Origin of the sequence: Streptomyces sp. NBC_01476 (assembly GCF_036227265.1) — a bacterium.
Taxonomy (GTDB): Bacteria; Actinomycetota; Actinomycetes; order Streptomycetales; family Streptomycetaceae; genus Actinacidiphila.
Genome location: NZ_CP109446.1, coordinates 7,519,802 through 7,543,599 on the forward strand (window position 1 = coordinate 7,519,802; position 23,798 = coordinate 7,543,599).

19 protein-coding genes are annotated in these 23,798 nt (G+C 72.4%); 4 read left to right on the forward strand and 15 right to left on the reverse strand.

Features of this window, described 5'->3' with window-relative positions; genetic code table 11:
* Window positions 1–8: 8 nt before the first annotated feature.
* The 7 genes from OG552_RS32735 to OG552_RS32765 all read right to left on the reverse strand — a co-directional run bounded on the left by OG552_RS32735 (window position 9) and on the right by OG552_RS32765 (window position 7,336).
* The gene (locus OG552_RS32735) at window positions 9–1,760 is read right to left on the reverse strand and encodes an endonuclease/exonuclease/phosphatase family protein (RefSeq protein WP_329139181.1); all 1,752 of its coding nucleotides are present in this window, start codon (window positions 1,758–1,760) and stop codon (window positions 9–11) included.
* Window positions 1,761–2,038: 278 nt separating this feature from the next.
* Window positions 2,039–2,359 (reverse strand): DMT family transporter, encoded by a 321-nt coding sequence (locus OG552_RS32740; RefSeq protein WP_329139183.1) that lies wholly within the window; start codon window positions 2,357–2,359, stop codon window positions 2,039–2,041.
* A 25-nt stretch (window positions 2,360–2,384) separates the two neighbouring features.
* Complete coding sequence (locus OG552_RS32745; protein WP_329139184.1) at window positions 2,385–3,071, reverse strand: HAD family hydrolase; 687 nt, start codon at window positions 3,069–3,071, stop codon at window positions 2,385–2,387.
* A gap of 146 nt (window positions 3,072–3,217) precedes the next feature.
* Window positions 3,218–4,288, reverse strand: coding sequence for an ABC transporter ATP-binding protein (locus OG552_RS32750; RefSeq protein WP_329141321.1), 1,071 nt, complete (start codon window positions 4,286–4,288; stop codon window positions 3,218–3,220).
* A gap of 17 nt (window positions 4,289–4,305) precedes the next feature.
* Window positions 4,306–5,229, reverse strand: a complete 924-nt coding sequence (locus tag OG552_RS32755) for an ABC transporter permease (protein ID WP_329139187.1) — start codon at window positions 5,227–5,229, stop codon at window positions 4,306–4,308.
* Window positions 5,217–6,173 carry an ABC transporter permease gene (locus tag OG552_RS32760; protein ID WP_329139189.1) on the reverse strand — a complete coding sequence of 319 codons (957 nt, stop codon included), beginning with the start codon at window positions 6,171–6,173 and terminating at the stop codon, window positions 5,217–5,219. Before OG552_RS32760 ends, OG552_RS32755 begins: the two co-directional genes overlap by 13 nt.
* Window positions 6,174–6,181: 8 nt before the next feature.
* A complete protein-coding gene (locus OG552_RS32765; RefSeq protein WP_329139191.1) occupies window positions 6,182–7,336 on the reverse strand; it encodes an ABC transporter substrate-binding protein in 1,155 nt (384 codons plus the stop codon).
* 269 nt (window positions 7,337–7,605) lie between these two features.
* Here OG552_RS32765 and OG552_RS32770 point away from each other — a divergent pair, with 269 nt between their 5' ends.
* Entirely contained in the window at window positions 7,606–8,376 is a 771-nt protein-coding gene (locus OG552_RS32770; protein ID WP_329139193.1) for a GntR family transcriptional regulator, read from the forward strand.
* 65 nt (window positions 8,377–8,441) lie between these two features.
* On the opposite strand, the gene tmpA is transcribed toward OG552_RS32770, so the two are convergent.
* A complete protein-coding gene (gene tmpA, locus OG552_RS32775; protein ID WP_329139195.1) occupies window positions 8,442–10,106 on the reverse strand; it encodes a 2-trimethylaminoethylphosphonate dioxygenase in 1,665 nt (554 codons plus the stop codon).
* 273 nt (window positions 10,107–10,379) lie between these two features.
* Between tmpA and OG552_RS32780 the strand changes: the two genes are divergently transcribed.
* Window positions 10,380–11,678: an ATP-binding protein gene (locus OG552_RS32780; protein ID WP_329139196.1), complete on the forward strand. Its 1,299-nt coding sequence runs from the start codon at window positions 10,380–10,382 to the stop codon at window positions 11,676–11,678.
* On the opposite strand, the gene OG552_RS32785 is transcribed toward OG552_RS32780, so the two are convergent.
* The 6 genes from OG552_RS32785 to OG552_RS32810 all read right to left on the reverse strand — a co-directional run bounded on the left by OG552_RS32785 (window position 11,665) and on the right by OG552_RS32810 (window position 21,009).
* Window positions 11,665–13,710, reverse strand: coding sequence for an ABC transporter ATP-binding protein (locus OG552_RS32785; RefSeq protein ID WP_329139198.1), 2,046 nt, complete (start codon window positions 13,708–13,710; stop codon window positions 11,665–11,667). The two genes, OG552_RS32780 and OG552_RS32785, sit on opposite strands and share 14 nt — an antisense overlap.
* A 74-nt stretch (window positions 13,711–13,784) precedes the next feature.
* Window positions 13,785–14,813, reverse strand: coding sequence for an ABC transporter permease subunit (locus OG552_RS32790; protein WP_329139200.1), 1,029 nt, complete (start codon window positions 14,811–14,813; stop codon window positions 13,785–13,787).
* A complete protein-coding gene (locus tag OG552_RS32795) occupies window positions 14,800–15,753 on the reverse strand; it encodes an ABC transporter permease (protein WP_329139202.1) in 954 nt (317 codons plus the stop codon). The genes OG552_RS32790 and OG552_RS32795 overlap by 14 nt, the downstream gene beginning before the upstream one ends.
* Window positions 15,754–15,763: 10 nt before the next feature.
* The gene (locus tag OG552_RS32800) at window positions 15,764–17,572 is read right to left on the reverse strand and encodes a peptide ABC transporter substrate-binding protein (RefSeq protein ID WP_329139204.1); all 1,809 of its coding nucleotides are present in this window, start codon (window positions 17,570–17,572) and stop codon (window positions 15,764–15,766) included.
* 336 nt (window positions 17,573–17,908) lie between these two features.
* The gene (locus OG552_RS32805) at window positions 17,909–20,278 is read right to left on the reverse strand and encodes a glycoside hydrolase family 65 protein (protein WP_329139206.1); all 2,370 of its coding nucleotides are present in this window, start codon (window positions 20,276–20,278) and stop codon (window positions 17,909–17,911) included.
* Window positions 20,279–20,346: 68 nt separating this feature from the next.
* On the reverse strand, window positions 20,347–21,009 hold the full coding sequence (locus tag OG552_RS32810; RefSeq protein ID WP_329139208.1) for a pyridoxamine 5'-phosphate oxidase family protein: 663 nt from the start codon (window positions 21,007–21,009) through the stop codon (window positions 20,347–20,349).
* Between the two features lie 335 nt (window positions 21,010–21,344).
* On the opposite strand from OG552_RS32810, the gene OG552_RS32815 reads away from it, so the two are divergent.
* The gene (locus OG552_RS32815) at window positions 21,345–21,956 is read left to right on the forward strand and encodes a hypothetical protein (protein WP_329139210.1); all 612 of its coding nucleotides are present in this window, start codon (window positions 21,345–21,347) and stop codon (window positions 21,954–21,956) included.
* A 121-nt stretch (window positions 21,957–22,077) separates the two neighbouring features.
* Window positions 22,078–22,575: a DUF1990 family protein gene (locus OG552_RS32820; RefSeq protein ID WP_329139212.1), complete on the forward strand. Its 498-nt coding sequence runs from the start codon at window positions 22,078–22,080 to the stop codon at window positions 22,573–22,575.
* 130 nt (window positions 22,576–22,705) lie between these two features.
* Here the strand turns inward: OG552_RS32820 and OG552_RS32825 are convergent, their stop codons facing one another.
* Window positions 22,706–23,653 carry a LysR family transcriptional regulator gene (locus OG552_RS32825; RefSeq protein WP_329139214.1) on the reverse strand — a complete coding sequence of 316 codons (948 nt, stop codon included), beginning with the start codon at window positions 23,651–23,653 and terminating at the stop codon, window positions 22,706–22,708.
* Window positions 23,654–23,798 lie beyond the last annotated feature (145 nt).

A 23,798-nucleotide genomic window follows, 5' to 3' on the forward strand; every position in this document is an offset into this window, starting at 1 on the left:
GTGCGGAGTCAGCGGGCGGTGCGCAGGGCGAAGGTGACGACTGCCGCGGCGTGGTCGGAGGGCCAGCCGTTGGCGCCGGTGCCGGGCACCGGCTTCGGCCAGCCGGTGGTGAGGCTGTGGGCCTGGAGGACCTTCAGCCGGCCGGCGTACTGGATCTGGTCGATGCGGTCCTGGGGCTCGGCGCCGCCGCCGTCGTGCGCCGGGCGGACCGGTGACCAGGTGATGCCGGGGGCCTTGACCGGGTTGGGGTTGGCCTCCCGGAAGGCGTCGGTGAGCCCGGCCTTCTGCAGGGTCTCGGTGACCGGCCAGGCCACGGCCCCGATGCCGCCGTGGGCGGCAGCGGTGCGGGAGGTCCAGTCGAGGTGCGAGGGGGAGGCGAGGCCGGCCGCGAGCACCACCGGGGTGGAGGAGTTGAGGTGGGTCCGCATCGCGGCGGCCAGCTTCTGGGCCTGCTGGAAGCGGACGGTCTGCTTCTCCGCCGCCACCAGGCGGGCCGCGTTCAGGCCGGCGGCCACCGCGTACGGCCCGTAGCCGGTCTCGTCCAGCTGCGCCACCCACAGCCGTACGGTGTGGCCGCCCGGCAGCCGTACGGTGGCGGAAGCCGCGGGCAGGGACGCCGTCGGGCCGGTGACGTCGCTCAGCGGATAGCGGCTGACGATGCCGAGGCTCCCGGCGCTCTGGTAGGCGTGCCAGCCCAGTGCCTGTCCGAGGGTCCGGGCGGCGGTGCCGCCGGTCTCCTGCAGCGCGACGATGTCGAGGCCCTGGGTGAGCACCACCCGCGCCTGCTTCTCCAGCGGGCCCTCGACATGCGTTCCGGCGTCCCAGAGGTTCAAGGAGGCGATCTTGAAGGTGAGCTCGTCCTTGGCGGAGCGCACCGGCACCTCGACGGTGACGGTGTCGGTGCCCACCGCGCTGTCCTGCACGCCGACCACGATCCGGCCCGGCGTCCTGGGCGCCCGGCCGGGCGCGGTGCCGGTGACGGTGCCGTCGGCGGTGACCGACAGCCAGGAGTCGCCGGACAGGCGCCGGTAGGCCGGGCTGCCGGGCCGGTTGCCGTCCGGCCTGATCCACAGGTTCCCCAGCGGGACTTCGACCGTGTCGCCGGCGGTGACCGGCACGGTGACGGCGTCCACGGCCTCGTGCGGGGCCACGACGGGCGTGAAGCTGAAGGGCGCGGTCCTGGCGAGGACCGGGTACAGGTCGTCGTAGAGCAGGTAGGCGGTGTACGGGCCGCCGGTCAGGCCGGAGGTGTCCAGGGTGAGGGTGCCGGAGCCGCCGGCGGAGTACGCCCAGACGGTGGAGGCGCCGTTGCCGGGCTGCCGGTCACCGTCGTAGATGCCCACCCAGTTCTTGGCGTTGGGGGAGGCCGTGGTCCAGCTGAAGGTCAGCTTGTCGCCCTCGTGCGGGGCGGCCGGCGAGGTGATGACGAGGCTGTCGCCGGACTCGGTGAAGGTGATCGGGCCGGCCTGGGCGAGGATCTGATTGCCGTCGTCGTACAGCAGGTAGGCGGTGTACGGACCGCCCGCCAGGGCCGAGGTGTTGACGGTGGTGCTGCCCGACGCCGCCGCCGTGACGTACGACCACACCCAGGAGGAGCCGCTGCCCGGCGAGGTGGCGGGGCCGTACAGGCCGATCCAGTTCTTGGCGTTGGGGGTGTCGGTGGTCCAGCTGAACGTCAGTTTGTCGCCCACGTGCGGGGCGGCCGGTGAGGCGAGGGTGAGGGTGCTGCTCGAGGACGCCACGGTGGGAAGGGGTGGCATGGGTGCACGAATCCTCTCCGCCCGGTCCGGGCGCGCGGGCGGCCGGGACCGGATCAGTGGGCTGGGTGACGGGGCTCCCGTGGGGCCCGGCGCCGGGTGTCGGCGGCAGGGGTGGACGCTGCCGCGGTGAGGTGGGGCAAGTTGGCTGTACAACTCAGCCCAGTAAGCGGTTCGCTCGGGAATGGCCCGTGAACGGGACATGGCGGGCGGCCGGGCGGTGGCCGACAGGTTCGTGCCGGGCAAGAGCCGAGGCCGCGCCGGGTTACGCGGTGACGCGGTCAGTGCGCGCTGTGGATGTTCAGGACCACGACACCGACGATGACCAGGGCGATGCCCGCCCACTGGTGCCACCCCAGCGACTCGCCGAAGGCGGCCGCCCCGATGGCGGCGACCGCCGCGGTACCCACCCCCGACCAGATGGCGTACGCGATGGACACCGGTATGTGCTTGAGCGCCAGTCCGAGCAGCACGAACGACAGCACGTAGCCGATCGCCACGCCGATCGTGGGCAACAGCCGGGTGTATCCCTCGGTGAGCTTCAGACAGCTGGTGGCGCAGATCTCGGAGACGATGGCGAGGCCGAGAAGCAGGTAGGGCACGGTGACTCCGGAAAGGTGATCGGGCTCAGACCCGGGCGGCGACGAGTGTGGACAGCAGCGCCAGATCGACCGCCTCCAGGCTGCCGACCACCACGACACCGGGCTCCGCGGCGATCGGCACGGTGGACGGGACCGCGACCACCTGGCAGCCGGCCGCCCGCGCCGAGGCGAGGCCGGGCGGGCTGTCCTCCACCGCGACACAGGCCTCCGGCGGGACACCGAGCCGGGCCGCCGCGGTGCGGTAAGGCGCCGGATCGGGCTTGGTGCGGACGGTGTCCTCGGCCGCCACGGTGAGCGCGAACCAGTCCGCCCCCAGCGTCAGCAGCACCAGGTCGACGATCCGCCGCGGGGACGCGGTGACCAGGGCGGCGGGCACCGCGGCGTCCTGGAGTTCGGCCAGCAGCCGCAGCGCGCCGGGCCGCGGAGTCACGTCGCCGGCCACACGTGCCGCGAAGGCGTCGTCGAGTTCCCGGGCGATCCGGTCCTCGGGCGCCGCCTCACCGGTGATCCGGTGCAGATGGCCCGCGGTGTGCGCGACCGGCCGGCCGAGCACCTCCGGCAGGTCGGTGTCGGTCAGCCGGTGTCCGAGCCGGTCCGCGACCTCGGTGACGGCCCGCCACCACAGATGTTCGGTGTCGACGAGCGTGCCGTCCATGTCGAACAGGACGGCGGCAGGACGGACAGGACGGGCAGGGGTGGTACGGGAGTGCACGAATGCCCTTCCTCGATGGGGAGCTGGACGGGGCCGCACTCGGGTCGGTACCGATTCGGGTCGGTACCGGCCGGTGCGCATGCCGGGCCGGGCGCCGGAGCGCGTACGTCACGGTACGCACCCGGGCGCCACGGCAGGGAAAGGGGTCAGACGGCCCTGCGGTCCACCAGAACGGGGCGTTCGGGCAGCGTCAGGGTGGCCGCGGAGCCCAGCGCCAGGGCCGCCGCCGTCTCGGTCGGCAGGTCGGCCTTGACCTCGGTGCCGTCCGTGAGGCGCACCGTGATCCGGGTGATCGCGCCGAGGAAGGAGGCGGCCACCACTGTGGCGCCGCCGTGCGGGTCGGCGGCGATCCGCACCGCCTCCGGCCGTACCAGGGCGTCCAGTTCGCCGCCGGCGGGCAGTTCGCCCTCCACCGGCAGCCGGACGCCCAGCACCTCGACCTGCCGGCCGTCGGCGGCCCGGGCCGCGGGGATGCGGCTCATCGTGCCGACGAACTCGGCGACGAACGCCGTGGCGGGCCGCGCGTACAACTCCGCGGGAACCGCGACCTGTTCCAGCCGCCCGGCGCGCAGCACGGCCACCCGGTCGGCCATCGACAGGGCCTCCTCCTGGTCGTGGGTCACGAACAAGGTGGTGATCCCCAGGTCCTGCTGGAGCCGGCGGATCTCCTCGCGCAGCGCGAGGCGGACCTTGGCGTCGAGTGCGGACAGCGGTTCGTCCAGCAGCAGCACCCGGGGCCGCAGCGCCAACGCCCGGGCCAGCGCGACGCGTTGCTGCTGGCCGCCGGACATCTGGTGCGGGAACCGGTCGGCGAGCCGGGCCAGGCCCACCAGGTCGAGCAACTCCCCGGCCAGACTCAGCCGTTCGGCCTTTCCGGTGCCGCGCATCCGCATGCCGAAGGCGACGTTCTCGGCAGCGGTCAGGTGCGGGAAGAGGCTGTAGGACTGGAACACCATCCCGGCGTCACGCCGATGAGCGGGCACGCCGGTGATGTCCTTGCCGTCCAGCAGCACTTCGCCGGCGTCCGGGTGCTCGAAGCCGGCCAGCATCCGCAGCGCGGTGGTCTTGCCGCAGCCGGACGGCCCCAGCAGCGCCAGCAGTTCACCCGGGTGCGCGGTCAGGTCCAGGCCGTCCAGCGCCACCGTGGGGCCGAACGTGCGGTGCAGCCCGCGGAATTCCACGGTGGCACCGCCGGTCCCGCGGACGGACGCGAACATTCCTGTGGTGGTGGCGGTCACGAGTTCTCCAGGACGGTGTGGTCGGGGGCGGCGCTCCCGGGGCTCCTGCGCGGGGCGCGGGACGAGCGCCCGCGTCCGGCGGCGGCGAGCACCAGCAGCAGGACCCAGGTGAGGACGAGGCTGAGCACCGACACGGACACCGACAGCTGTGCGTTGCTGCCGCCGATGGTGACGATCCACACCGCGAACGGCTGGTACCCGAGGATGGACGCGACGGTGTACTCGCCGAGCACCAGCGCCAGCGTGATGAATCCGGTGTTCAGCAGGGCGCCGCGCAGATTCGGCAGCACGACCTGGAGAACGGTCCGCGGCCAGTTGGCACCGCAGTTGCGGGCCGCCTCCACCAGGGTCGGGAGGTCGAGGGCGCGCATCCCCGCGTCCAGCGTCCGGTACGCCAGCGGCAGCGCCATCAGGACGTAGGCGAGCAGCAGGATCACCGGGAAGCCGGGGTTCTGGATCGCGTTGAAGGTCTGGAAGAGCGGGGTGTCCGCGAAGTCGTCAGGACCCCACTGGAGCACCGAACTGATGCCCGCGGTCAGTGCCACCGCGGGCACCACCAGGGGCAGCGAGCAGAGCACCTCCACCAGGACCCGCAGCCGGGGGGCGGTCAGGCGCACCGCGATGAGCGCGGGCACGAGCAGCAGCAGTGTCACCGCCGTGGTCGCGGCGGCGAGTTCGAGGGTCAGCCGGAGGCTGCTCCAGAAACCCTCGGCGCCGAAGATGCCGCTGTAGGAACTCGCGGTGAGCCCCTCGCCCGGCACGTCCACCGTGAAGATCACCGAGAAGACCATCGGGCCGAGGAAGTACAGCGCCGCGATCAGCCCGACGACCCCGCGCCACACCCGCGGACGGCGGCGGCGTCCGGCGGGTTCCGGAGCCGGCCGCACGGCGGTGGGGGCGGGCGGGGTCAGTGCAGCCATCGTGCGCTCCTGCGCTGAAGGGGAATGTAGAGGGCCATTACCACGCCCGCGATCACGATCATGTCCAGGCTCAGCGCCAGGGCCACATTGCCCTGTCCGGCAAGGACGTTGCCGGACAGCGCGTTGGCGATCTGCAGGGTGATCAGCGGTACGGAGCTGCCGACGATGGCCGCCGCGGTGGCGTAGGCGGCGAACGCGCTCCCGAAGAGCAGGACGAAGCCGCCCAGCAGCGAGGGAGCCAGGATGGGCAGCGCGACGTGCAGCCAGTACTGGCGGGTGGTCGCGCCGTTGTTCTGCGCCGCCTCGCGCCACTGGACCCGCAGGCCGTCCAGCGCCGGCGTGATGGTGAGCACCATCAGCGGCACGAGGAAGTACAGGTAGACGATCGTCAGGCCGGTGAAGGAGTACAGGCTCCAGCCGTGCTTGCCGAGGTCCAGCGCGCGGGTCAGCTCGCCGGAGTTGCCGAGGGTGGCGACGAAGGCGAACGCGAGCGGCACCCCGCCGAAGTTGGCCAGCACGCCGGAAGCGGCCAGTACCCCTTCGCGCAGGGCCCGGAAGCGGGAGGTCACCACGGCGTGGGCGAGCGGCAGTCCGAGCAGCACACCGAGCGCCGCGGTGAGCGCGGAGAGTTTGACGCTGCCCCACAGTGCGGTGAGGTAGGCGCCGTGCACCGACTGGCTGAGGTTGCCGGTGGTCCAGTGCCGGCCGCCGGGCGTGCCCCCCGAGGTCTTGAAGGCGTTGGTGACGATCGCGAAGGCCGGCAGGCCGAAGACCACGAGGACGAAGACGATCAGGGGCAGGACGGCGAGCCATCCGGCGGCGCGCGGCCGGCGGCGGAGGCTGTCCTTGCGCGAAGTGGGGGCGGAAGCGGTCCCGCCGCCGCCGGCCTCCTGCGAAGAGGGGCCGGCGGCGGGGGACGGCGTCGCGGCGCGAGCCGTGGTCATGGTGCCGGTCAGCTCACGGCCTTGGCCCAGCCGGCGAGCACGGCCTTCTGGGCCGCGTCGACCTGGGCGGAGGTCGGGAACTGCGGTGCGCCGGAGACCGCCGGGAGCTTCGCGGCGGCCGCCTGGTCCACGGTGCCCTTCTGCGTCATGGCCGGCAGCTCGGCCGGACGGGAGAAGCCCTGCAGCCACAGGTTCTGGCCCTCGGCGCTGTAGAGGAACTCCTCCCACAGCCGGGCGGCGGCCGGGTGCGGGGCGTACTTGTTGATCGCCTGGCTGTAGTACTGCGCGTACTGGCCGTCGGCGGGCACGGCGACCTTCCAGTTCAGGCCCTTGGCCGCGAACTCCTTGGCGTAGCCGGCGTTGAGGTAGTCCCAGTCGATGCTGATCGGCGTCTCGCCCTTTTCGACGGTCGCCGGGGTGGACTCCACCGGGTTGAAGTTGCCGTTCGCCTTCAGCTTGTGGAAGAAGTCCAGGCCGGGCTGGATGTTGTCCAGCGAACCGCCGTTGGCCAGCGCCGCCGCGTAGACGCCGCCGAACGCCGAACCCGACTTGGTCGGGTCGCCGTTCATCGCGACCTGGCCCTTGTACTGCGGCTTGAGCAGGTCGGCGAAGGTGGTGGGGCACTCCTTGACGGCCTTGGCGTCGCAGCCGATGGAGACATAGCCGCCGTAGTCGTCGTAGCGCAGGCCGTTCGGGTCCTTCTGGGCGGCCGGGATGTCGTCCCAGGTGGCGACCTTGTAAGGGGCCAGGATGCCCTGCGAGGCGGCGCTGAGCGCGAAGGAGTTGCCCAGGTCGACCACGTCGGGGGCGCGGTTTTGTCCCTTGCGGGAGGTGATCGCGGTGATCTCGTCCTGGCTGGCGCCGTCGGGGTTCTCGTCGGCGACCTTGATCCCGTACTTCTTCTCGAAGGCGCTGATGATGGCGCCGTAGTTGGCCCAGTCCGGGGGAAGCGCGATGGCGTTGAGCGTTCCCTCCTTCTTGGCGGCGGCGACCAGCGCGGTCATCCCGCCGAAGTCCGCGGCGGAGGTGGCCGTCGCCGCGTTCTTGCCGCCGCCGGCGGCGGACGACGAGCTGCCGGAGGAGGAGCCGCAGCCGGTCAGGGCGAGCGCGGCGACGGTGAGCCCGGCGGCCACAGCGGCGGCGCGGACACGGTGGACTGTCACGGGGATTCCTCCTGGAGAAGCGACGTGCGAGCGGCGCACTGTCAGATGACCGGCGACAAAACGCCGGGTTGGCTGTACAACTTTCACCAGTACGCCCGACGCCGGTGTCCGGCGGATGAACAATCCGGCGACTTCAGGGGGATGGTGGCGGAATGTCGACGACCCCGGCGGCGGCCGGCCGGCCGGCGGAGACGCCTGGTGACAGAGAGCAGATAGGGTCCGGCGGGGCGGAGAACGCGCGACCGGAGTGCGGTGACCGAGGAGGGACGTTGCAGGGTGACAGCGCGGAGCCGGCGAAGGGCACGCTCTACCGCAAGGTCGCGGCCGACCTCCGTGAGGCCATAGCGGCCGGTGACTACGGGTCGGGCGGCAAACTTCCCGCGGAGAGCGCGCTGGCCGAGCGGTACGGGGTCTCCCGCGGCACCATCCGCCAGGCGCTCGCCGCCCTGCGGGCCGACGGCCTGGTCACCTCCCGGCGCGGCACCCGGCGGGTGGTGCTCGGCACGACCCGCGTGCAGAGCTTCTCCGAGCTGGTGAGCTTCACCAGCTGGGCCCGCTCGGTCGGCGAGGAGCCGGGGGGCCGGGTGGAGCGGCTGGAGCGGCGCGCCGCCGACGCGCGGGAGAGCGAGCAGCTGCGCCTGGACCCCGGCGCGCAGGTCGTCGCCGTACTGCGGGTACGGACGCTGTCCGGCCGGCCGGTGATGGTGGAGCGGAGCGTCTACCCGGTGTGGGTGGGGGAGTTGGTGGCCGCGATACCCGCGGACGCGGTCTCGCACACCGAGCCGCTCCAGGAGCGGGGCGTCGTCTTCGCCGATGCCGACCACACCATCGACCTGGTGCTGGCGGACGCCGACGACGCCCGTCTGCTGGAGTGCCGAACGGGTGAGGCACTGCTGCGCGAACGCCGCCGCTCCACCGACCCGGTCGGCGCGCCTGTCGAGTGGTCGGAGGACCGCTACCTCCCCGGCACGGTCGCGTTCACCGTCCACAACTCCATCGCCGGATCCGCGCTCTCGCGCCGCCACCGCCGCACGCCCTGAGCGCGCTTCCCGCAGAGGGCGCCGCGCCCGGGGGCACGGCGCGGCGCACGTCCCGGCGGAGGCGCCTACCCGGGCAGCAGCGAGCCGAGCAGCGGCAGGAAGTGCGCGAAGTCCACCGGGCCGGCGTGCGGTTCCTTCGCCCGCTCGTCCCAGCGGCGGACTGCGACGGCGTCGGCGGCGTGCGGCAGCCGGGCGAAGGCCGCCGCCTCCTCTCCGGTCATCGGACCGCCCTGCACCTGGAGGGTGTGCTCGGAGGCGGCGGACAGCCCCGCCCGGTAGCCGGGCTCGACCGCGCAGAGGTAGCGCTTCGCGGCGACGTGCAGCCGTACGGGCTCGGTGACCTCCGGGCCGAACCAGCGCGCCAGCAGGTCCGCACCCGTGTGGCTGTGCCGGTTGTCGGTGCCGGCCATGAGTTCCGCGCCCGTCACGGGTCCGCGGAAGTGGCCGACGTCGTGCAGGAGCGCGGCGGCCACCAGGTGCGGCGCGGCGCCCGCCGCCTCGGCCAGCGCGCCGGCCTGCAGCATGTGCTCGGCCATGGTGACGTCCTCGCCGAGGTACTCCGCCGAGCCTGGCCCGTCGAACAGCTCGGCCAGCGGGTCGAGGGTGTCCGCCCGCCGCAGGACGGCGAGGGTGCTCGCCAGCCCGTCCAGGTCGGCGTACGCGCCCTGCAGGTGCCGGCCTCCCGCCTGCTCGAAGGCGGTACGCGCGTGCAGCAGCCGGGTGTTGTCGAAGATCAGGCAGTCGCCCGGGGTGAGCCGGAAGTCCAGCCGCAGCCCCGGCCTGACCAGGAGTTCGGCGAAGCCGCGGTAGGCGGCGTAGAACGCGTCCAGCTCCGCCGCGGGGAGCCGCAGAGTGCCGGTCGACCGGTTGTTGAAGCGGACCTCGCGTATCCGCCCGCGCGGGTCCAGGCCGATCAGCGGGCGGTCCGCGCGCAAGGCGGTGCGGCCGTCGCGGAAGACGAAGGGGACAGGCGTACGGGTCAGGACCGCGAACGCCTCCGGGTCCTCGGTCCGCAGCAGCGCCGCCGCGGCGAAGCCGTCGACGAGCCCGGAGTCCCCGCCGGCCGCGGTGTTCTCCAGGCAGTGCAGCAACTGCAGGGTGGGGACCGGGTCGCGGTACGGGTTGTCCGTGTGCGGGGTGATCCGGGCGGAGGTGAAGGCGAGGTTGTTGGGGTCGGGCTCCACCCGGACGTCGAAGAGCCTGCCGTAGTTGGTCTCCCGGACGAAGCCGAAGGTCTCGGCGACCGCCAGCACCTGCCCGTCGCGCCGGGGTACGTTCCGCAGCAGTGCGAAGCCGAGCCGCTGGACGGCTTCGAGCACCCGGGCCCGCTCGGCGGGTGCGGCGACATAGCCGGCCCAGTCCGCCTCCGGCAGCCGCCCGGCCAGGTCCGCCGCGCGCCACAGCTCCTTGTCCGTCTCGGTGCGGCCGTCCCCGGTGACAACGCGGTCCGCGGGCCGGTGGGCGTCGAGCCAGGCCACCGGGAAGGGCGACCGGTGTCCGTCGGGCTCCCACCGCACCTCCACCGTCGGCTCGGCGGGACCGCTCAGCTCCGTCACCGCCGTGACGGACAGCCCGTACGGCAGGTCGGTGATCTGAAAGAGCTTCTGGCCGGACCGCGGGTCCCGGCACTGCGGGCACGGGCAGTTGTCGCGCAGCCAGGCCGCCGGCAGCGCCGCGACCCGCGCGGACAGGGTGCTGTCGGGGGATTCGGTCCCTGGTTGTGCCGTCATGACGTTCTCCTTCGTGGTGCGGGGTGGTGCAAGGTGCCGCAAGTTGTACAGCCAACTTTGAGCGCCGTCGGTGAGGAGAAGGCGAGCGCCAGGTGACGCGGAGGCGAAGACGGGCGAGCCGCCGGCGGCTTCCCCCAGGACCCCCGGCCAGCCGCGCCCGGCCCGCCGCCCGGGCTCCGGTCGCCGGGGCGGCGATCCTCACGCACAATGAGGAACGGCGGCTCCGGTGGCGATCTGCGACGCGGTGACGACGATGCCGGCGAGGTGACGACGATGCCGACGTGGCGACTGCGGGACTTCCACGGTGACGATCTCGACCGTGCCATCCAGATCTGGGACCAGGACCGGCCGGCGGACGCCTCGCCGCCGGTCTTCGCCCTCTCGGAGGTCATGGCCGCCGCCCGCACCGGGGAGTCCGCGGAACGGGCCGTGGTCGCGGTGGTCGCCGTGGTCGGCGACGAACTGGTGGGCATGGCGGTGGCGCAGGCCCAGGGCGAGCGGGCCTGGATCACCCTGGTCGCCCTCGCCCCGATGTGGCACAACCGCGGGATCGGCAGCGCGCTCATCGCCGAGCTGGAGCGGCGGCTGCGTCCGCAGGGTGTCCGCAGGATCGGCGCGCTGCTCGCCCCGGAGGCCACCGGCGCCGCCGCACTGGAGCACTCCGGCTACCGGACCCGCACCGGGCTGAACTTCTACGAGAAGGTCGAGCATCTCGGCGCGAGCGACGCGGGACTGCTCGCGGAGCTCGGCGGGCGGGTGGAACCCCAGGGCCTGTGGGGGGCGCTCGCGGGCATGGAGCGGGAGAAGGAGGCCATCGAACGGCGGATCGTCCTGCCGCTCGCCGAGCCGGCGCTGGCCGACCGTTACGGAGTGAGGCCGCCGAAGGCGGTGATCCTCTTCGGGCCGCCGGGCACCGGCAAGACCAGCTTCGCCAAGGCCGTCGCCTCCCGGCTCGACTGGCCGTTCGTGGAGCTCTTCCCCTCCCGGCTCGCGGCCGGCGACGCTGCCAGCATGGCCGGCGCGCTGCGGGACACATTCGCCGATCTGGCCGAGCTGGAGACCGTCGTGCTCTTCATCGACGAGGTCGAGGAGATCGCCGGTGTCCGCTCCGGCCTGGCCGTCGACCCCGGCCACGGTGTCACCAACGAACTCCTCAAGCTCATCCCCGGCTTCCGCGACCACGAGGACCGGCTGCTGATCTGCGCCACCAACTCCGTACGCTCCCTGGACCCCGCCTTCCTGCGCCCCGGCCGCTTCGACTACGTCATCCCCGTCGGTCCCCCCGACCCGGTGGCCCGCGCCGCGATCTGGCAGCGCTACCTCGGCCAGGCCGCCGACGACGTCGAACTCCACCGCCTCGTCGCGGCCAGCGAGATGTTCACCCCCGCCGACATCGAGTTCGCCGCCCGCAAGGGCGCCCACACCGCCTTCGAACGCGAGGTCACCACCCATCAGGGCACCCCGCCCCACACCGACGACTATCTCGCCGCGATCACCGACACGCGCCCCACGCTCACCGCTCAGGCCCTCACCGAGTTCCACGAGGACATCGACCGGTTCACCCGCATGTGACGGGCAACGGGTCCGGCAGGGGCTGCCGCAGCGGGAAGTGGCAGGCGGCGGTGTGGCCGGGGCCGAAGGCGCGCAGGGCGGGGGCCTCTTCGGCGCAGCGGTCGCGGGCCAGGGGGCAGCGGGTACGGAAGCGGCAGCCCGAGGGCGGGGCGGCCGGGCTGGGCAGCTCGCCGCGGACGCCGGTGCCTTCCTTGGCCCGCTCCGTCGCGGGGTCCGGGACGGGCACGGCCTTCAGCAGGCCACTGGTGTAGGGGTGCGCGGCCCGCAGGTGGATGTCGTCGGCGCTGCCGACCTCGACCAGCTGCCCCAGGTACATCACCCCGATCCGGTCGGCGAGATAGCGGACCACCGCGAGGTCGTGCGAGATGACGACGTACGACAGGCGGTGCGCCGCCTGCAGCCGCTTCATCAGATTGAGCACCTGGGCCCGTACCGAGACGTCCAGCGCGGAGACCGGCTCGTCGGCGACGATCAGTTTCGGGGTGAGGGCGAGGGCGCGGGCGAGGCCGACCCGCTGGCGCTGGCCGCCGGAGAACTCGTGCGGGAAGAGCTCAAGGCCCCGCTCGGGCAGGCCGACTTCGGCCAGCAGTTCGGCGACACGGGCTTTCTGCTCGCGGGCGGTGCCGATGCCCTGGATCTGGAGCGGTTCGCGCAGGATGCTGCCGACCCGCATCCGGGGGTCGAGGGAGGAGAAGGGGTCCTGGAAGACCATCTGCAGGTCGCGGCGGCGCCGGCGCAGTTCACCGCCGCGCAGACCGCCGAGGTCGGTGCCGTCCAGGCTGACCGTCCCGGAGTCCGGGCGGTCCAGGCCGACCAGCAGCCGGCCGAGGGTGGTCTTGCCGCACCCCGACTCACCGACCAGGCCGAAGGTCTCACCGTGGCCGAGTGTGAAGGAGACCTCGGAGACCGCGTGCACGACCCGCTTGGCGCGGCCCGGCAACCGGCCACCGCGTACCGGGAACTCCCTCACCAGGGCGCGCGCTTCGAGCAGCGGCCCGCTCGCCGCCGGCGCCGCGGGGGCGGCGGGCCGCGGCACCACCGCGGTGGCACTGGCCGGCAGCGGGCCGCCGGTCGGATGCCAGCAGGCGTACCGGTGCTCGCCGGGGCCGGTGAGCGGCGGCTCTTCGGCGCGGCACCGCTCGGTCGCGTACGAGCAGCGGTCGGCGAAGCGGCAGCCGGCGGGCGGGTCGAGGAGGTCCGGTGGCAGCCCCGGGATGGTGGGCAGCTGCCGCGCGGGGTCCTGGGTGAGCCGGGGCACGGAGGCCAGCAGGCTCTGGGTGTACGGGTGCCGCATGCCGGCGAAGAGGTGGCCGGTGGCGGCGCTCTCGGCGATGCGGCCCGCGTACATGACGTTGACGCGGTCGGCGTGGCCCGCGGTGACACCCATGTCGTGGGTGATGAGGATCATCGCCATGCCGAGCCGCTCCCGCAGGCCGTCCAGCAGGGCGAGGATCTGCGCCTGGATGGTGACGTCGAGGGCGGTGGTGGGCTCGTCGGCGATCAGTACCCGGGGTTCGTTGACGAGTGCCATGGCGATCAGCACCCGCTGCCGCAGGCCGCCGGAGAGCTGGTGCGGGTAGTCCTTGAGGCGTTCGCGGGGGTGGGGCAGGCCGACCAGGCCGAGGATCTCGGCGGCCCGTTCCGCCGCCTCCGCCCGGGTGCATCCGCGGTGCAGCAGGACGGGTTCTGCGACCTGGTGGCCGATGGTCCTGGTGGGGTCGAGCGAGGTCATCGGGTCCTGGAAGACCATCGCGATGTCGTTGCCGCGCACCTGCCGCAGTTCGCGCTCGGGGAGCCCCACCAGCTCGCGCCCGTCCAGCAGCACCGAGGAGCCGTCGACCAGGGCGCCGCCGGGCGGCAGGAGCCCCATGAGGGACAGGCCGGTCATGGACTTGCCGCAGCCGGACTCGCCGACCAGGCCCAGCGTCTCACCGGCCGCCAGTGTGAAGGACACGTTCTCCACCGCCCGTACGGTGCCGCGGCTGGTTCTGATGTGGGTGGTGAGATCGCGTACCTCAAGCAGGGGAGGCATACCGCTCCTCGATTCGTCGCCGGCGCCGCGGCCGCCGGCCCGGGTACGGGCGGCGGCCGCGGAGGTCCCGGCGGTCACGGGCGTTGCAGACGGACGTCCAGCGCGTCATGGACGGCGTCACCGATCAGGTTGAACGCCACGACGGTGATGATCAGGATCACCGCGGGCGGGTACACCAGCCACCAGTAGCCGTCGTACAGGTAGTCGAGGCCCTTGGAGAGCATGGTGCCCCAGTCGGCGTGCGGGGGCGGCAGCCCGAGTCCGAGGAAGCTCAGCGTGGACAGGGTGAGGATCGCGTCGGAGATGGTGAAGGTGGCGCTGACGATGATGACGCCGGCCGCGTTCGGGACGAGGTGGCGCAGCACCACACGCCGGCCGGTCCCGCCCATCATCCGCGCCGCCTGGACGTACTCCCGGGTCCGCAGGGTGAGGACCTCGCCCCTGACCAGGCGGGCCGCCGCGAGCCAGGACAGCAGCGAGAGCAGCACCACGATCAGCCAGAGGGAGGGCGTGAACATGCTGACCACGATCAGCAGCAGCACCAGCCCGGGGATGGCGAGGAAGGTGTCGACGGCCCGCATCATGACCGCGTCGACGAGGCCGCCGACGTAGCCGGCGAAGGCGCCGTAGAGGGTGCCGATGACGGTGGTCGCGGCGGCCACCGCGAAACCGAGTTCGAGGGAGGACCGCCCGCCCGTCATCAGCCGTCCCAGTACGTCGTAGCCGGAGGCGTCGGTGCCGAGCGGACGGCCGCCGCCGGGCGGCAGTTCGGCGAGATCCAGATGGACGGTGACCTGGTCGGTCCGGTACAGCAGCGGACCGATGAAGCAGAACACGGCGATCACCGCGACGATGCCCATCCCGACCAGGGCCCGCCGGTTGCGGACGAAAGCGGCGGCCAGCAGCCGCCCGGAGCCGCTTGCGGCGGTCAGCCGGCCGGCTTCCGGCGGCCGGCCGGGGGCAGGGGCGCCGGACTGTCCGGGCGGCTCGGGTTCCGTGGGCTTCCCGGGCAGCTCGGGTTCCGCGGGCGGTCCGGACTGCCCGGCGCCGTCCGGCGGTTCCGGGGGGCCGGCTGTGACCGGCCCCGGGTCATGCGCGGTCATAGCGGATCCGTGGGTCGAGGAGACTGTAGGCGATGTCGGCGAGCAGGCTGCCGACGACGGTGGCCACGCCGACCACCAGGGTCGAACCGAGCAGCACCGGATAGTCCTTGCTGGTGGCGGCCTGGTAGAACAGCAGCCCCATACCTGGGTAGTTGAAGACCGACTCGGCGATCACCGCGCCGGTGACGATGCCCGGTGCCGCCAGCCCGAGCACCGTGATGACCGGCAGCAGCGAGTTGCGCAGCACGTGCCGGCGCAGGACCAGCCGCCCGGGCAGCCCCTTGGACCTGGCCACCAGGACGTAGTCCTGGGCGAGGGTGGTGATGGCCGAGGACCGCATGTACCGGCTGAAGCCCGCCACGCTGACCAGGGAGAGCGTCACCACCGGCAGTACCAGGGCCCGCGGGTCGGCGAGGATGCCGCCGACGGACTCGGCCTGCGGCGCCTGCGAGGGCAGCAGGTGCAGCTGCACCGAGAAGAGCGCGACGAGCAGCAGCGCGAAGAAGAAGTCCGGCATCGAATAGAGCACGAAGGAGATGACGGTGAGGACATGGTCCGCGGCGCGGTCCCGCCGCACCGCCTGGTAGATGCCCATCGGCAGGGCGACGGCAAGGGCGACCACGAGCGAGAGCCCGAGCAGCACCGCGTCGCGCGGCAGCCGCTGGCCGATCAGTGTGGACACCGGCTGGTGGAGTGAGTACGACGTGCCGAAGTTCCCCTCGGCGGCCTGCTTGACGAAGGTCGCGAACTGCGCCGCCAACGGCCGGTTGAGGCCGTTGGCGGCGTTGAAGACCGCGATCCGCTCGGGGTTGGCCTTGATGCCGAGCGTGGCGCGGGCGGCGCTGCCCGGTTCGAGGTGGATCAGCGCGAACGTCACGATCATGACGCCGATCACCACCACGATCGCCTGACCCGTGCGGCGAAGGAGGTAGGCCCTCACAGCGTGCTCGTCATGAGGTGTAGTACCAGTCCTCGAAGTTGAGCCCCCCGGAGAACGGGTTGAGCGGTACGACGCCCTGCAGCTTTGTCCGGTAGACCAGGATGCTGCTGCGCAACGGCACCCAGAGCCAGGGCAGTTGGCGGGCCGCGTAGTCCTCGTAGGCGGCGAACGTCTCGGTGGAGGAGCCGTATTCGGTGGCCTTGATCAGCCGGTCCATGGTCGGGTCGGAGTAACCTCCGAGGTTCCCGGAGCCGCCGGTGTCGAAGAATCCGGCGCCGTTGGGATAGAGCGGGTACGGCTCGTAGCCGAAGCTCGCCAGCTGCCAGCCGCAACCGGCCGCCGGGTGGGACGCCGCGGTGCACGTACCCATCGTGCTGACCAGCGTGTTGAACGGCTCCGACTTCAGATTGATGGTGATGCCCGCCTGGGCCTCGGAGGACTTGATGGCGGCGTTCTGCTCGTCGGTGGTGGCCCGGCCGGAGGAGTAGATCAGCTGGAAGGTCAGCGCCTGACCGGCCTTGATCCCCGCGCCGCACTGCGAGGGCCCGCTGCCGGGACTCCGGCAGGTCGTGGTGCCGCCCGGCGTGACGTTCCACCCGTGCGTCTGCAGAAGGGACTTCGCCTTGTCGGGGGAGTACGGGTAGGGGCCGCCCGCCTTCTCCAGCGGGGTGGCCCAGTTCCCCGCGGCCTTGACCGGCACCGGCCCGTTGCCCGGGTCCGCGTACCCGTTGTAGACCTTGGAGACGATCTGCGGGCGGTTGATCAGGTACTCCAGGGCCTGCCGGATGTAGAGCTGGCGCAGCAGCGGTCCGACCGTGGAGTTGTACAGGTTCGGCACGATCTCGGCGACGCCGGGGATCGGCACGGAGGCGATCGAGTACCCGCTGGACCGCAGCGCCTCCGCCTGCTTGATGTCGTTCAGCGGCAGCCCGGCCACATCGAGCGAGCTGCCTGAGCGCAGGGCGTTGAGCTCGGGGGTGTCGGTGGTGAACGGAGCCTCGACGAGCTTGTCGATGGCCGGCTTCGCGGTGCCGGAGTACGCCCGGTTGGGCACGTAGCTGTAGTAGCCGTTGCTGCGGAACTCGGAGAGCTTCCACGGGCCGTCCACCACCTGCCACAGCGGGTTGGTGGCGAAGGTGCTGATCTTGGCGCCTTGTTGCTGCAGGAAGGAGTAAACGGCCTTCGCGCCGGCGGCGGTTGTGTCGTAGTCGCCGACCGCACCGGCGGTGGAGGTCTTGTCCCAGGCGTGCTGGGGGAGCAGCGGGATGGTGCTGAGGACGTCGTCGGTGTAGAAGTCCGGGTTGTACGCCTGGGTGAGGTCGAGCACCACCGTGTGGGCGTCGGGGGTGGACACCTTCGCGACGTCCTCGGGGAAGAGTCCCGGCAGGTGCGCCTGCCAGTTCGTGGCGTTCGCCTTGAGCAGGTTGTGGACGAAGGTGAAGTCCCGGCTGGTGACCGGCTTGCCGTCCGACCAGTTCCAGTTCTTCAGGTGGATGGTGACCCGCTGGTCGCCGTTGGAGTAGTCGATGGAGGTGAACAGGCTCTTCTCCTTGTTCACCTCCGACTTGGCACCGTCGCCGGCGTACACCAGGAACGGCCACAGTCCCTCGGTGAGGTTGACGTTGTAGCCGTTGGAGTTGGTCGCCGGGGCCAGGGGGAAGATGAAGTCGGGGGTCGCGGCCACCGCGGCGACGGTGACCGTCCCGCCCTTCTTCGCCGGGCCGTGGGACGCGGAGGCGCTCCCGCCGTCGGAGATCTTCTCGTGGCTGCCGCCGCCGCTGGTGCACGCCACAGCGGCCATCGCCAGCGCGATCGCCACGGCGGCACCTCTTGTTGCCCGTATCACGCGCATGCGTGTCCTCGCCCTCCCCGGTCTTCCCGCCACCGCGACCGAAATCGCGCATAACCGCACACATATGGATGTCAGGTGCACGACAATGATCCGCCACAAGGAACTACCCAAGCCTCACGGATCTACCCCGGCCCCAGCGATCCGATGCGGGGGCCGGCCACTGTCTCTGACAATCGCCCGGCACGTGCGTTTGTGTGATCAACACCAGCATGGCCGCCGGTTGTTGCGGGAGTACGACGGGAACATGTCACGACCGCCGTGCCGGGGCGTTGTGGCGGGTGGCGGGCGGTGAGTGGCCGGTGGTCAGGACGTCCAGGAGGTGCCCGGGGCGATGTCGACGGGACGGTTGGCGAGCATGACGCGGATCGGGGCGCGTTCGGAGGCGGGTACGTCGATGCGCAGGCAGTCGGGGCGGACCGTGACGCGGATGCCCCAGTGGTGGCGGTAGCGGAGGACGAAACCGTACGAGGAGAGCTCGGGGAGAGGCGCGGGGTCGAACCACAGCGCGTCCTCGCGCGTCTCCAGACCCGTCAGCCCGCGCTGCACGAGATCGAGCGTGCCGGCCATGGCCCCCAGGTGGATGCCCTCGGCCGTCGTACCGCCCTGCACGTCCGTCACGTCACCGGCCAGCGCCTCCTGGACGTAACGCCACGCGTCGGCCCGCCGCGACCGGGTCAGCACCCAGCCGTGGACGAGCCCGCTGAGGGTCGATCCGTGGCTGGTGCGCCGCAGGTAGTAGTCGATCGTGGTGCGCCACAGGTCGTCGTCGAGGTGGTAACCGAGGTGCGAGAAGAGCGCGGCCAGTTCGGTGGGGGAGAAGAGGTAACCGAGCATCAGCACATCGGCCTGCTTGGACGCCTGGTAGCGGTTGACGGTGTCGCCCTCTGCCTCCAGGATCCGGTCCAGCCGGCGGATGTCCCCGTAGCGTTCGCGGTACCCGGCCCAGTCGAGCTCGGCGAGCCGCCCGTACCCCTCGAACTGGCTGATGACGCCCTCGTGGAAGGGCACCAGCAGCCGGCGGGAGACGTCCTCCCACCGCTCGGGTTCCGCCGGGTCGAATCCGATCCGGTCGAAGAGCTGCCGGCGGTGCGGGCGGGGCAGCGCACGTACCACCGCCAGTGCCCTGGCCAGCACCCAGGACGCCATCACGTTGGTGTACGCGTTGTCGTCCAGCCCGGGCGTCGCGGCCCCGGGGTAGGCGTCGTGGTACTCGTCGGGACCCATGACACCCCTGATCCGGTAACGGCCGCGGGCACCGTCCCAGACCGCGCTGTCCGCCCAGAAGCGGGCGACCTGCAGCAGCATCTCGGCGCCCGAGGTGTAGAGGAACTCCAGGTCGCCGGTCGCCTGCGCGTACTGCCACACGTTGTACGCGACCGCGGAGCCGACATGGTGCTGCAGGTGGGAGTGGTCCGGCAGCCAGCGGCCCGAGCGCGGATTGAGATGCAGCCGCTGGGTCTCCTCCCGCCCGTCGCTGCCGCTCTGCCAGGGATACATCGCCCCTCTCCGGCCGGCGCCGGCCGCGGCGCAGCACGCGGCCTCCAGCCGACGGTACCGGTAGTCGAGCAGTGCCCTGGCCACGTCCGGCAGGTGCAGGTTGAGGTAGGGCAGCACGAACAGCTCGTCCCAGAACACATGCCCCCGGTACGCCTCACCGTGCAGCCCACGGGCCGGCACCCCGACATCCAGACCCGTCGTGTGCGGGGAGAGCGTCTGGAGCACGTGGAAGAGGTGGAACCGCAGGACGTGCCCCGCCTCGTTCGGCACTTCCAGCTCCGCGCTCGCCCACAACCGCTCCCAGGCGGCGCCGTGCGAGGCCAGCAGCTCGCCGAAGTCCGGCGCGCGCCCCACCCGGTCCAGTGCGGCGTGCAGCGGGTCGCTGATCGCCGGGTCGCGGGAGGTGTGCAGCGCCACCGTCTTCTCGATCACGGCCGTCCGCCCGTCCTCGACCGGCACGGTGAGGCGGTGCGCGGCGACCCGGTCCCCGATCCGGGACCGGATGGCCGCGGACGTGCCCTCCACGGCGCGTGTGCGGGCGGCCAGGGCGACGCGGATGCCGGACGCGGAGGTGCGGCAGCTCAGCCACACGGTGTCCGGACCGGCCTCACCAGTGGCCCAGCCGGCGAGGTGGTGGCCGTTGAGGTCCCGGTAGCGGGCCACCCCGCTGTTGGTGACGTCCCCGTCCAGCGCCGACTCGACGTCCAGTTCACCCGACCAGCCCTCCGCGGTGAACTCGGTCCGCAGCGCCGCCAGATGGGGGTCGCCCATGTGCACCAGCCGCTGCTGGGTGACGGTCAGCTCCCGGCCCGCGCTGTCCCGCAGCCGCATCCGTCGGGTGAGGGTGCCGTGCCGCAGATCGAGCGACTGGCGGTACCGCACCACCGACCCGTCGTCCGGGGTGAACCACGTGCCACCGGCGGCGCGGAACCGGAGCCGGAGCCAGTCGGGCAGGTTGACGATGTCCTCGTTCTCGACGGTACGACCGCCCACCACCGAGGTCAGCCGGTTGTAGCAGCCCGCCACGTACGTACCCGGGTAGTGCACAGGTCCGGCCGCACACTCGGGCGCCGCGCCCCTGGTGGCGACGTACCCGTTGCCGAGCGTGCACAGCGCCTCCCGCAGCGGTTCCTGCTCCGGGTCGTAGCCCTCGTAGGTCCATGTCCACTCCGGCATGGTGGACGCCACTCCCTCCGGGGGACGTTCCTCGTCGCGGGGGCCGCCTGCCGGGCCGCCGGCCCGGTTCACATGGTGCCGATGCGGCGTCCCGTGATGCCGTCCGGCCGGATCCGCATCCACAGCGGCCGGTCGCCGCCCGCCCAGGGCTCGACGTCGTGTTCCGCGGCCAGGCGCCCTGCGGTGTCCGGGTCGCTGATCCGCTCGGCCGTCCCGGTGACGAGCACGCTCCACCCCTGGCTCAGCCGGTCGTCGATCCGGTCCACCTGGAAGGACACCGCGGTGCCGGTGTCGGGGGCCGCCGCCCCCTGGGCGGCCGTGCGGTAGACGATCGTGCCGGCGTCCACCGCGTAATTGACCGGGAGCACGGCGGGCCCCGGGCGGACGGGGATCGCGACCCGGCCCACACCGTGGGCGCCCAGCCGGTCCCAGCACTCGGATTCGGCCAGCCGGATGAGGACGGGCCGGGGCGCCGCCCCGGTCTGACCGGGCGGCGGGTCGCTGCGCCCCCGGAGCAGCTCTTCGTAGGTCAGCCCGAGCGCGGCGGCGACGCGGACGAGGCCACCAGGGTCGAAGTCGGTGTCGGATTCCAGCAGGCGCCGCAGGTAGGGGGGTGCCATGCCCGCTTCGGTGGCCAGGGCGTTCTCGCTCATCCCCAGCTGCTTGCGGCGTTCCCGCACCCGCCGGATGACGGTGGCAGGATCGGACCGCTGCGGCGCGTGGTCGTTCATGCCGTGGCCTCCTTGCTGTCCTGGGTGCTCCGCTCCCCAGCCTTCCGCAGGTGGCGGAGGGCCGCCAGGCGAGCCGGGCCCGTTCCGGTGCCCCTGGTCGTGGCGCCCGGACCGCCCGCGTACCGGGCCGGCGCGAGCCGCTGCGGGTACGGGGGGCGGTGGTGGGCGTCCGGGTTCGGTGGCCATAGGTGCAGTGTGCTTCCAAGTGGGGTGGGAACGCAGGGCCGTTCGGCCCCCCGGGGTCGGGACGTCGGCCCCCAGCGGCCACCACCCCCCGGGCGGGACAGTGATGGTGTCACCGAACGAACACACCACCACCGACCGAGGAGCCCGCCGTGGCCGTCCACCAGGAAGACCGTCTCCACCCGAGCATGCAGGTCACCGACGTCCAGGCCGCGCAGACCGCCCCCCGCCACGGTGCCGTCATGACCCCCATAGCCGCCAAGGCCGCCGCCGTCGTCCGGATCGCCACCGGCTTCATCTTCCTGTGGGCCTTCCTCGACAAGCTCTTCGGCTGGCACTACGCCACCGCCACCGGCAAGGGCTGGATCGACGGCGGCTCCCCCACCAAGGGCTTCCTCTCCAACGTCTCCGCCGGCCCCCTGCAGTCCTTCTTCCACACCATCGCCGGCCAGACCTGGACCGACTGGATGTTCATGCTCGCCCTCCTCGGCCTCGGCATCGCCCTGATCACCGGCGTCGCCCTGCGCATCACCGCCATCGGCGGCACCATCCTCATGGCCATGATGTGGGCCGCCGAATGGCCGCTCGCCCAGCACCTGTCCAACGGCGACCCCAGCGGCTCCTCCAACCCCCTGGTCGACTACCACTTCCTCTACGCCCTCGTCATGATCCTCCTCGCGGTCGTCTACGCCGGAAACACCTGGGGCCTCGGCCGCATCTGGGCCAAGATCCCCTTCGTCCACCGCACCCGCTGGCTCCTCTGACCCCCACCCCCAAGCCACCCCGCACCCCAGGGCACCGCACCCCCCAGGGCACCGCCACACCGGCGGTGCCCCGCTGTGCTGTTCACGCCGCCCGGGTCCGGGCGGCGCTAGCGTTGCGCGGATGAATGAGGTCACCTACCCGACCGTGGGTATGACAGCGACGGGCCAGGCACCGCCGCCCGGATTCCACGCGCTCCGGGTGCGCGTCCCGTTGGGCGCGGGCACCTACGAGCGTGCCGTCGAGGCGCTCTTCACCTGGCGGATGCATCGCGCCACCCCGTTTCTCCGCGTGCCGGCGGAGGTCCCGGAAGCCGCGCCCGGCGTGCGGGTGCTCCTGCGGATGGGGCCGGTCACGGCGCCATGCCAGGTGGTGTGGACGGTCGAGGAGAAGAACCGGACCGGATTCGCGTACGGCACGCTCCCGGGGCACCCGGAGTGCGGTGAAGAGGCGTTCGTCCTGCGGCGCGACCCGGACGGCTCCGCCGGCTTCACGGTCCTCGCCTTCAGCCGGCCGGCCACCTGGTATCTGCGGGCGGCCGGCCCGTGCGGGCGCTCGGCGCAGCGGGCCATCGCCCACCAGTACGCAAGGGCCCTGCGGCGCCTGACCCGCCCCGCGTAGCCGCGTGGCCTCGTCGACCCGGACCAGCGGGTCACCGGCGGTCCCGGGACGGGGGAGCGGGAGGGACCGGCGGGCGTCGCAGGAGCGAGGACGTTGACCGGGGGAATTCCCGCGCGACCCTGATCTGGCGTCAGTTGGCTTGCGGTACGGGCTTGTCCGTGGGTTTTCCGGTGATCGCGCCGTCGTCCGCCTCGGCCGTGGCCATCAGCATCGCGTGCAGGGCCCGGGTCGCCGCCGGTACCGAACCGGAAAGGGGCCGCTGGATCACCAGCAGCACCTCGGTTTCGTCGCCTTCGATCGGGCGGTACGTGATCAGACCGCTGCGCTCCAGCGGGTCGTCCCGGACGCTGAAATCGGGCAGCACGGTGGCGCCCAGGCCCTCGGCGACCATCAGTTTGCCCATCTCGGCGCCGTCGGTGGAGTAGGAGAAGCGCGGGCTGCGTCCCTCCAGCAACCGGTGCACATAGCGGTGCATCACATAGCCGGCCCGCATGACGATGAGCGGCGCGGCGAGCAGGTCGGCGACGCCGATCCGGTCCTTGGCGGCGAGCGGGCTGTCGGCGCGGACACAGGCCACCGGCCGGCCGCGCAGCAGCTCGGTGGAGTGCAGCCCGGGCGGCTTGTCGTCGCCCTGCAGATAGTTGACCAGCCCGAGGTCGTAGCTCCCGTCGAGCAGGCCGCGGTGGATCTCGTCCTGCTGGGCGCCGACCACTTCGATCTGCGTCTCGGGGTGGGCGGCACGGAAGTCCCGGACGGTCGGGATGAGCAGCGGAACGGTGGCCGCGTTGACCGTACCGAGGCGGATCATCCGGCTGGTGTGGTGCTGGTCGTCGGCGGCCCGGCGCAGTTTGTCGACCGCGTCGAGGACACCGATGATGTGCGGCAGCAACTCCCGCCCCGGCGTGCTGATCCTGGCCCCCGAGCGGCGGCGGTCCAGCAGGTCCACGCCGAGTTCGCGTTCGAGGTTGCGCACGGTTTCGCTCAGTGCGGGCTGGGAGAGGTGCAGCGCCTCGGCGGCCCGGCGCAGCGAGCCGAGCCGGGTCACCGCCTCGATGTACTCCAACTGCTCGATGCGCATGGCCGGTACGCCTCTCCCTCCCGGTGAGAGGGAAACCCTATCACCGGGTCGCGGATACCGAATGTACCCGGACACGGGGGGCGGGTACGCTGCTGAGCCAGTGGTCCGAAGGAAATGCCGACGTATTGCCGAGGGCGGTGACGAA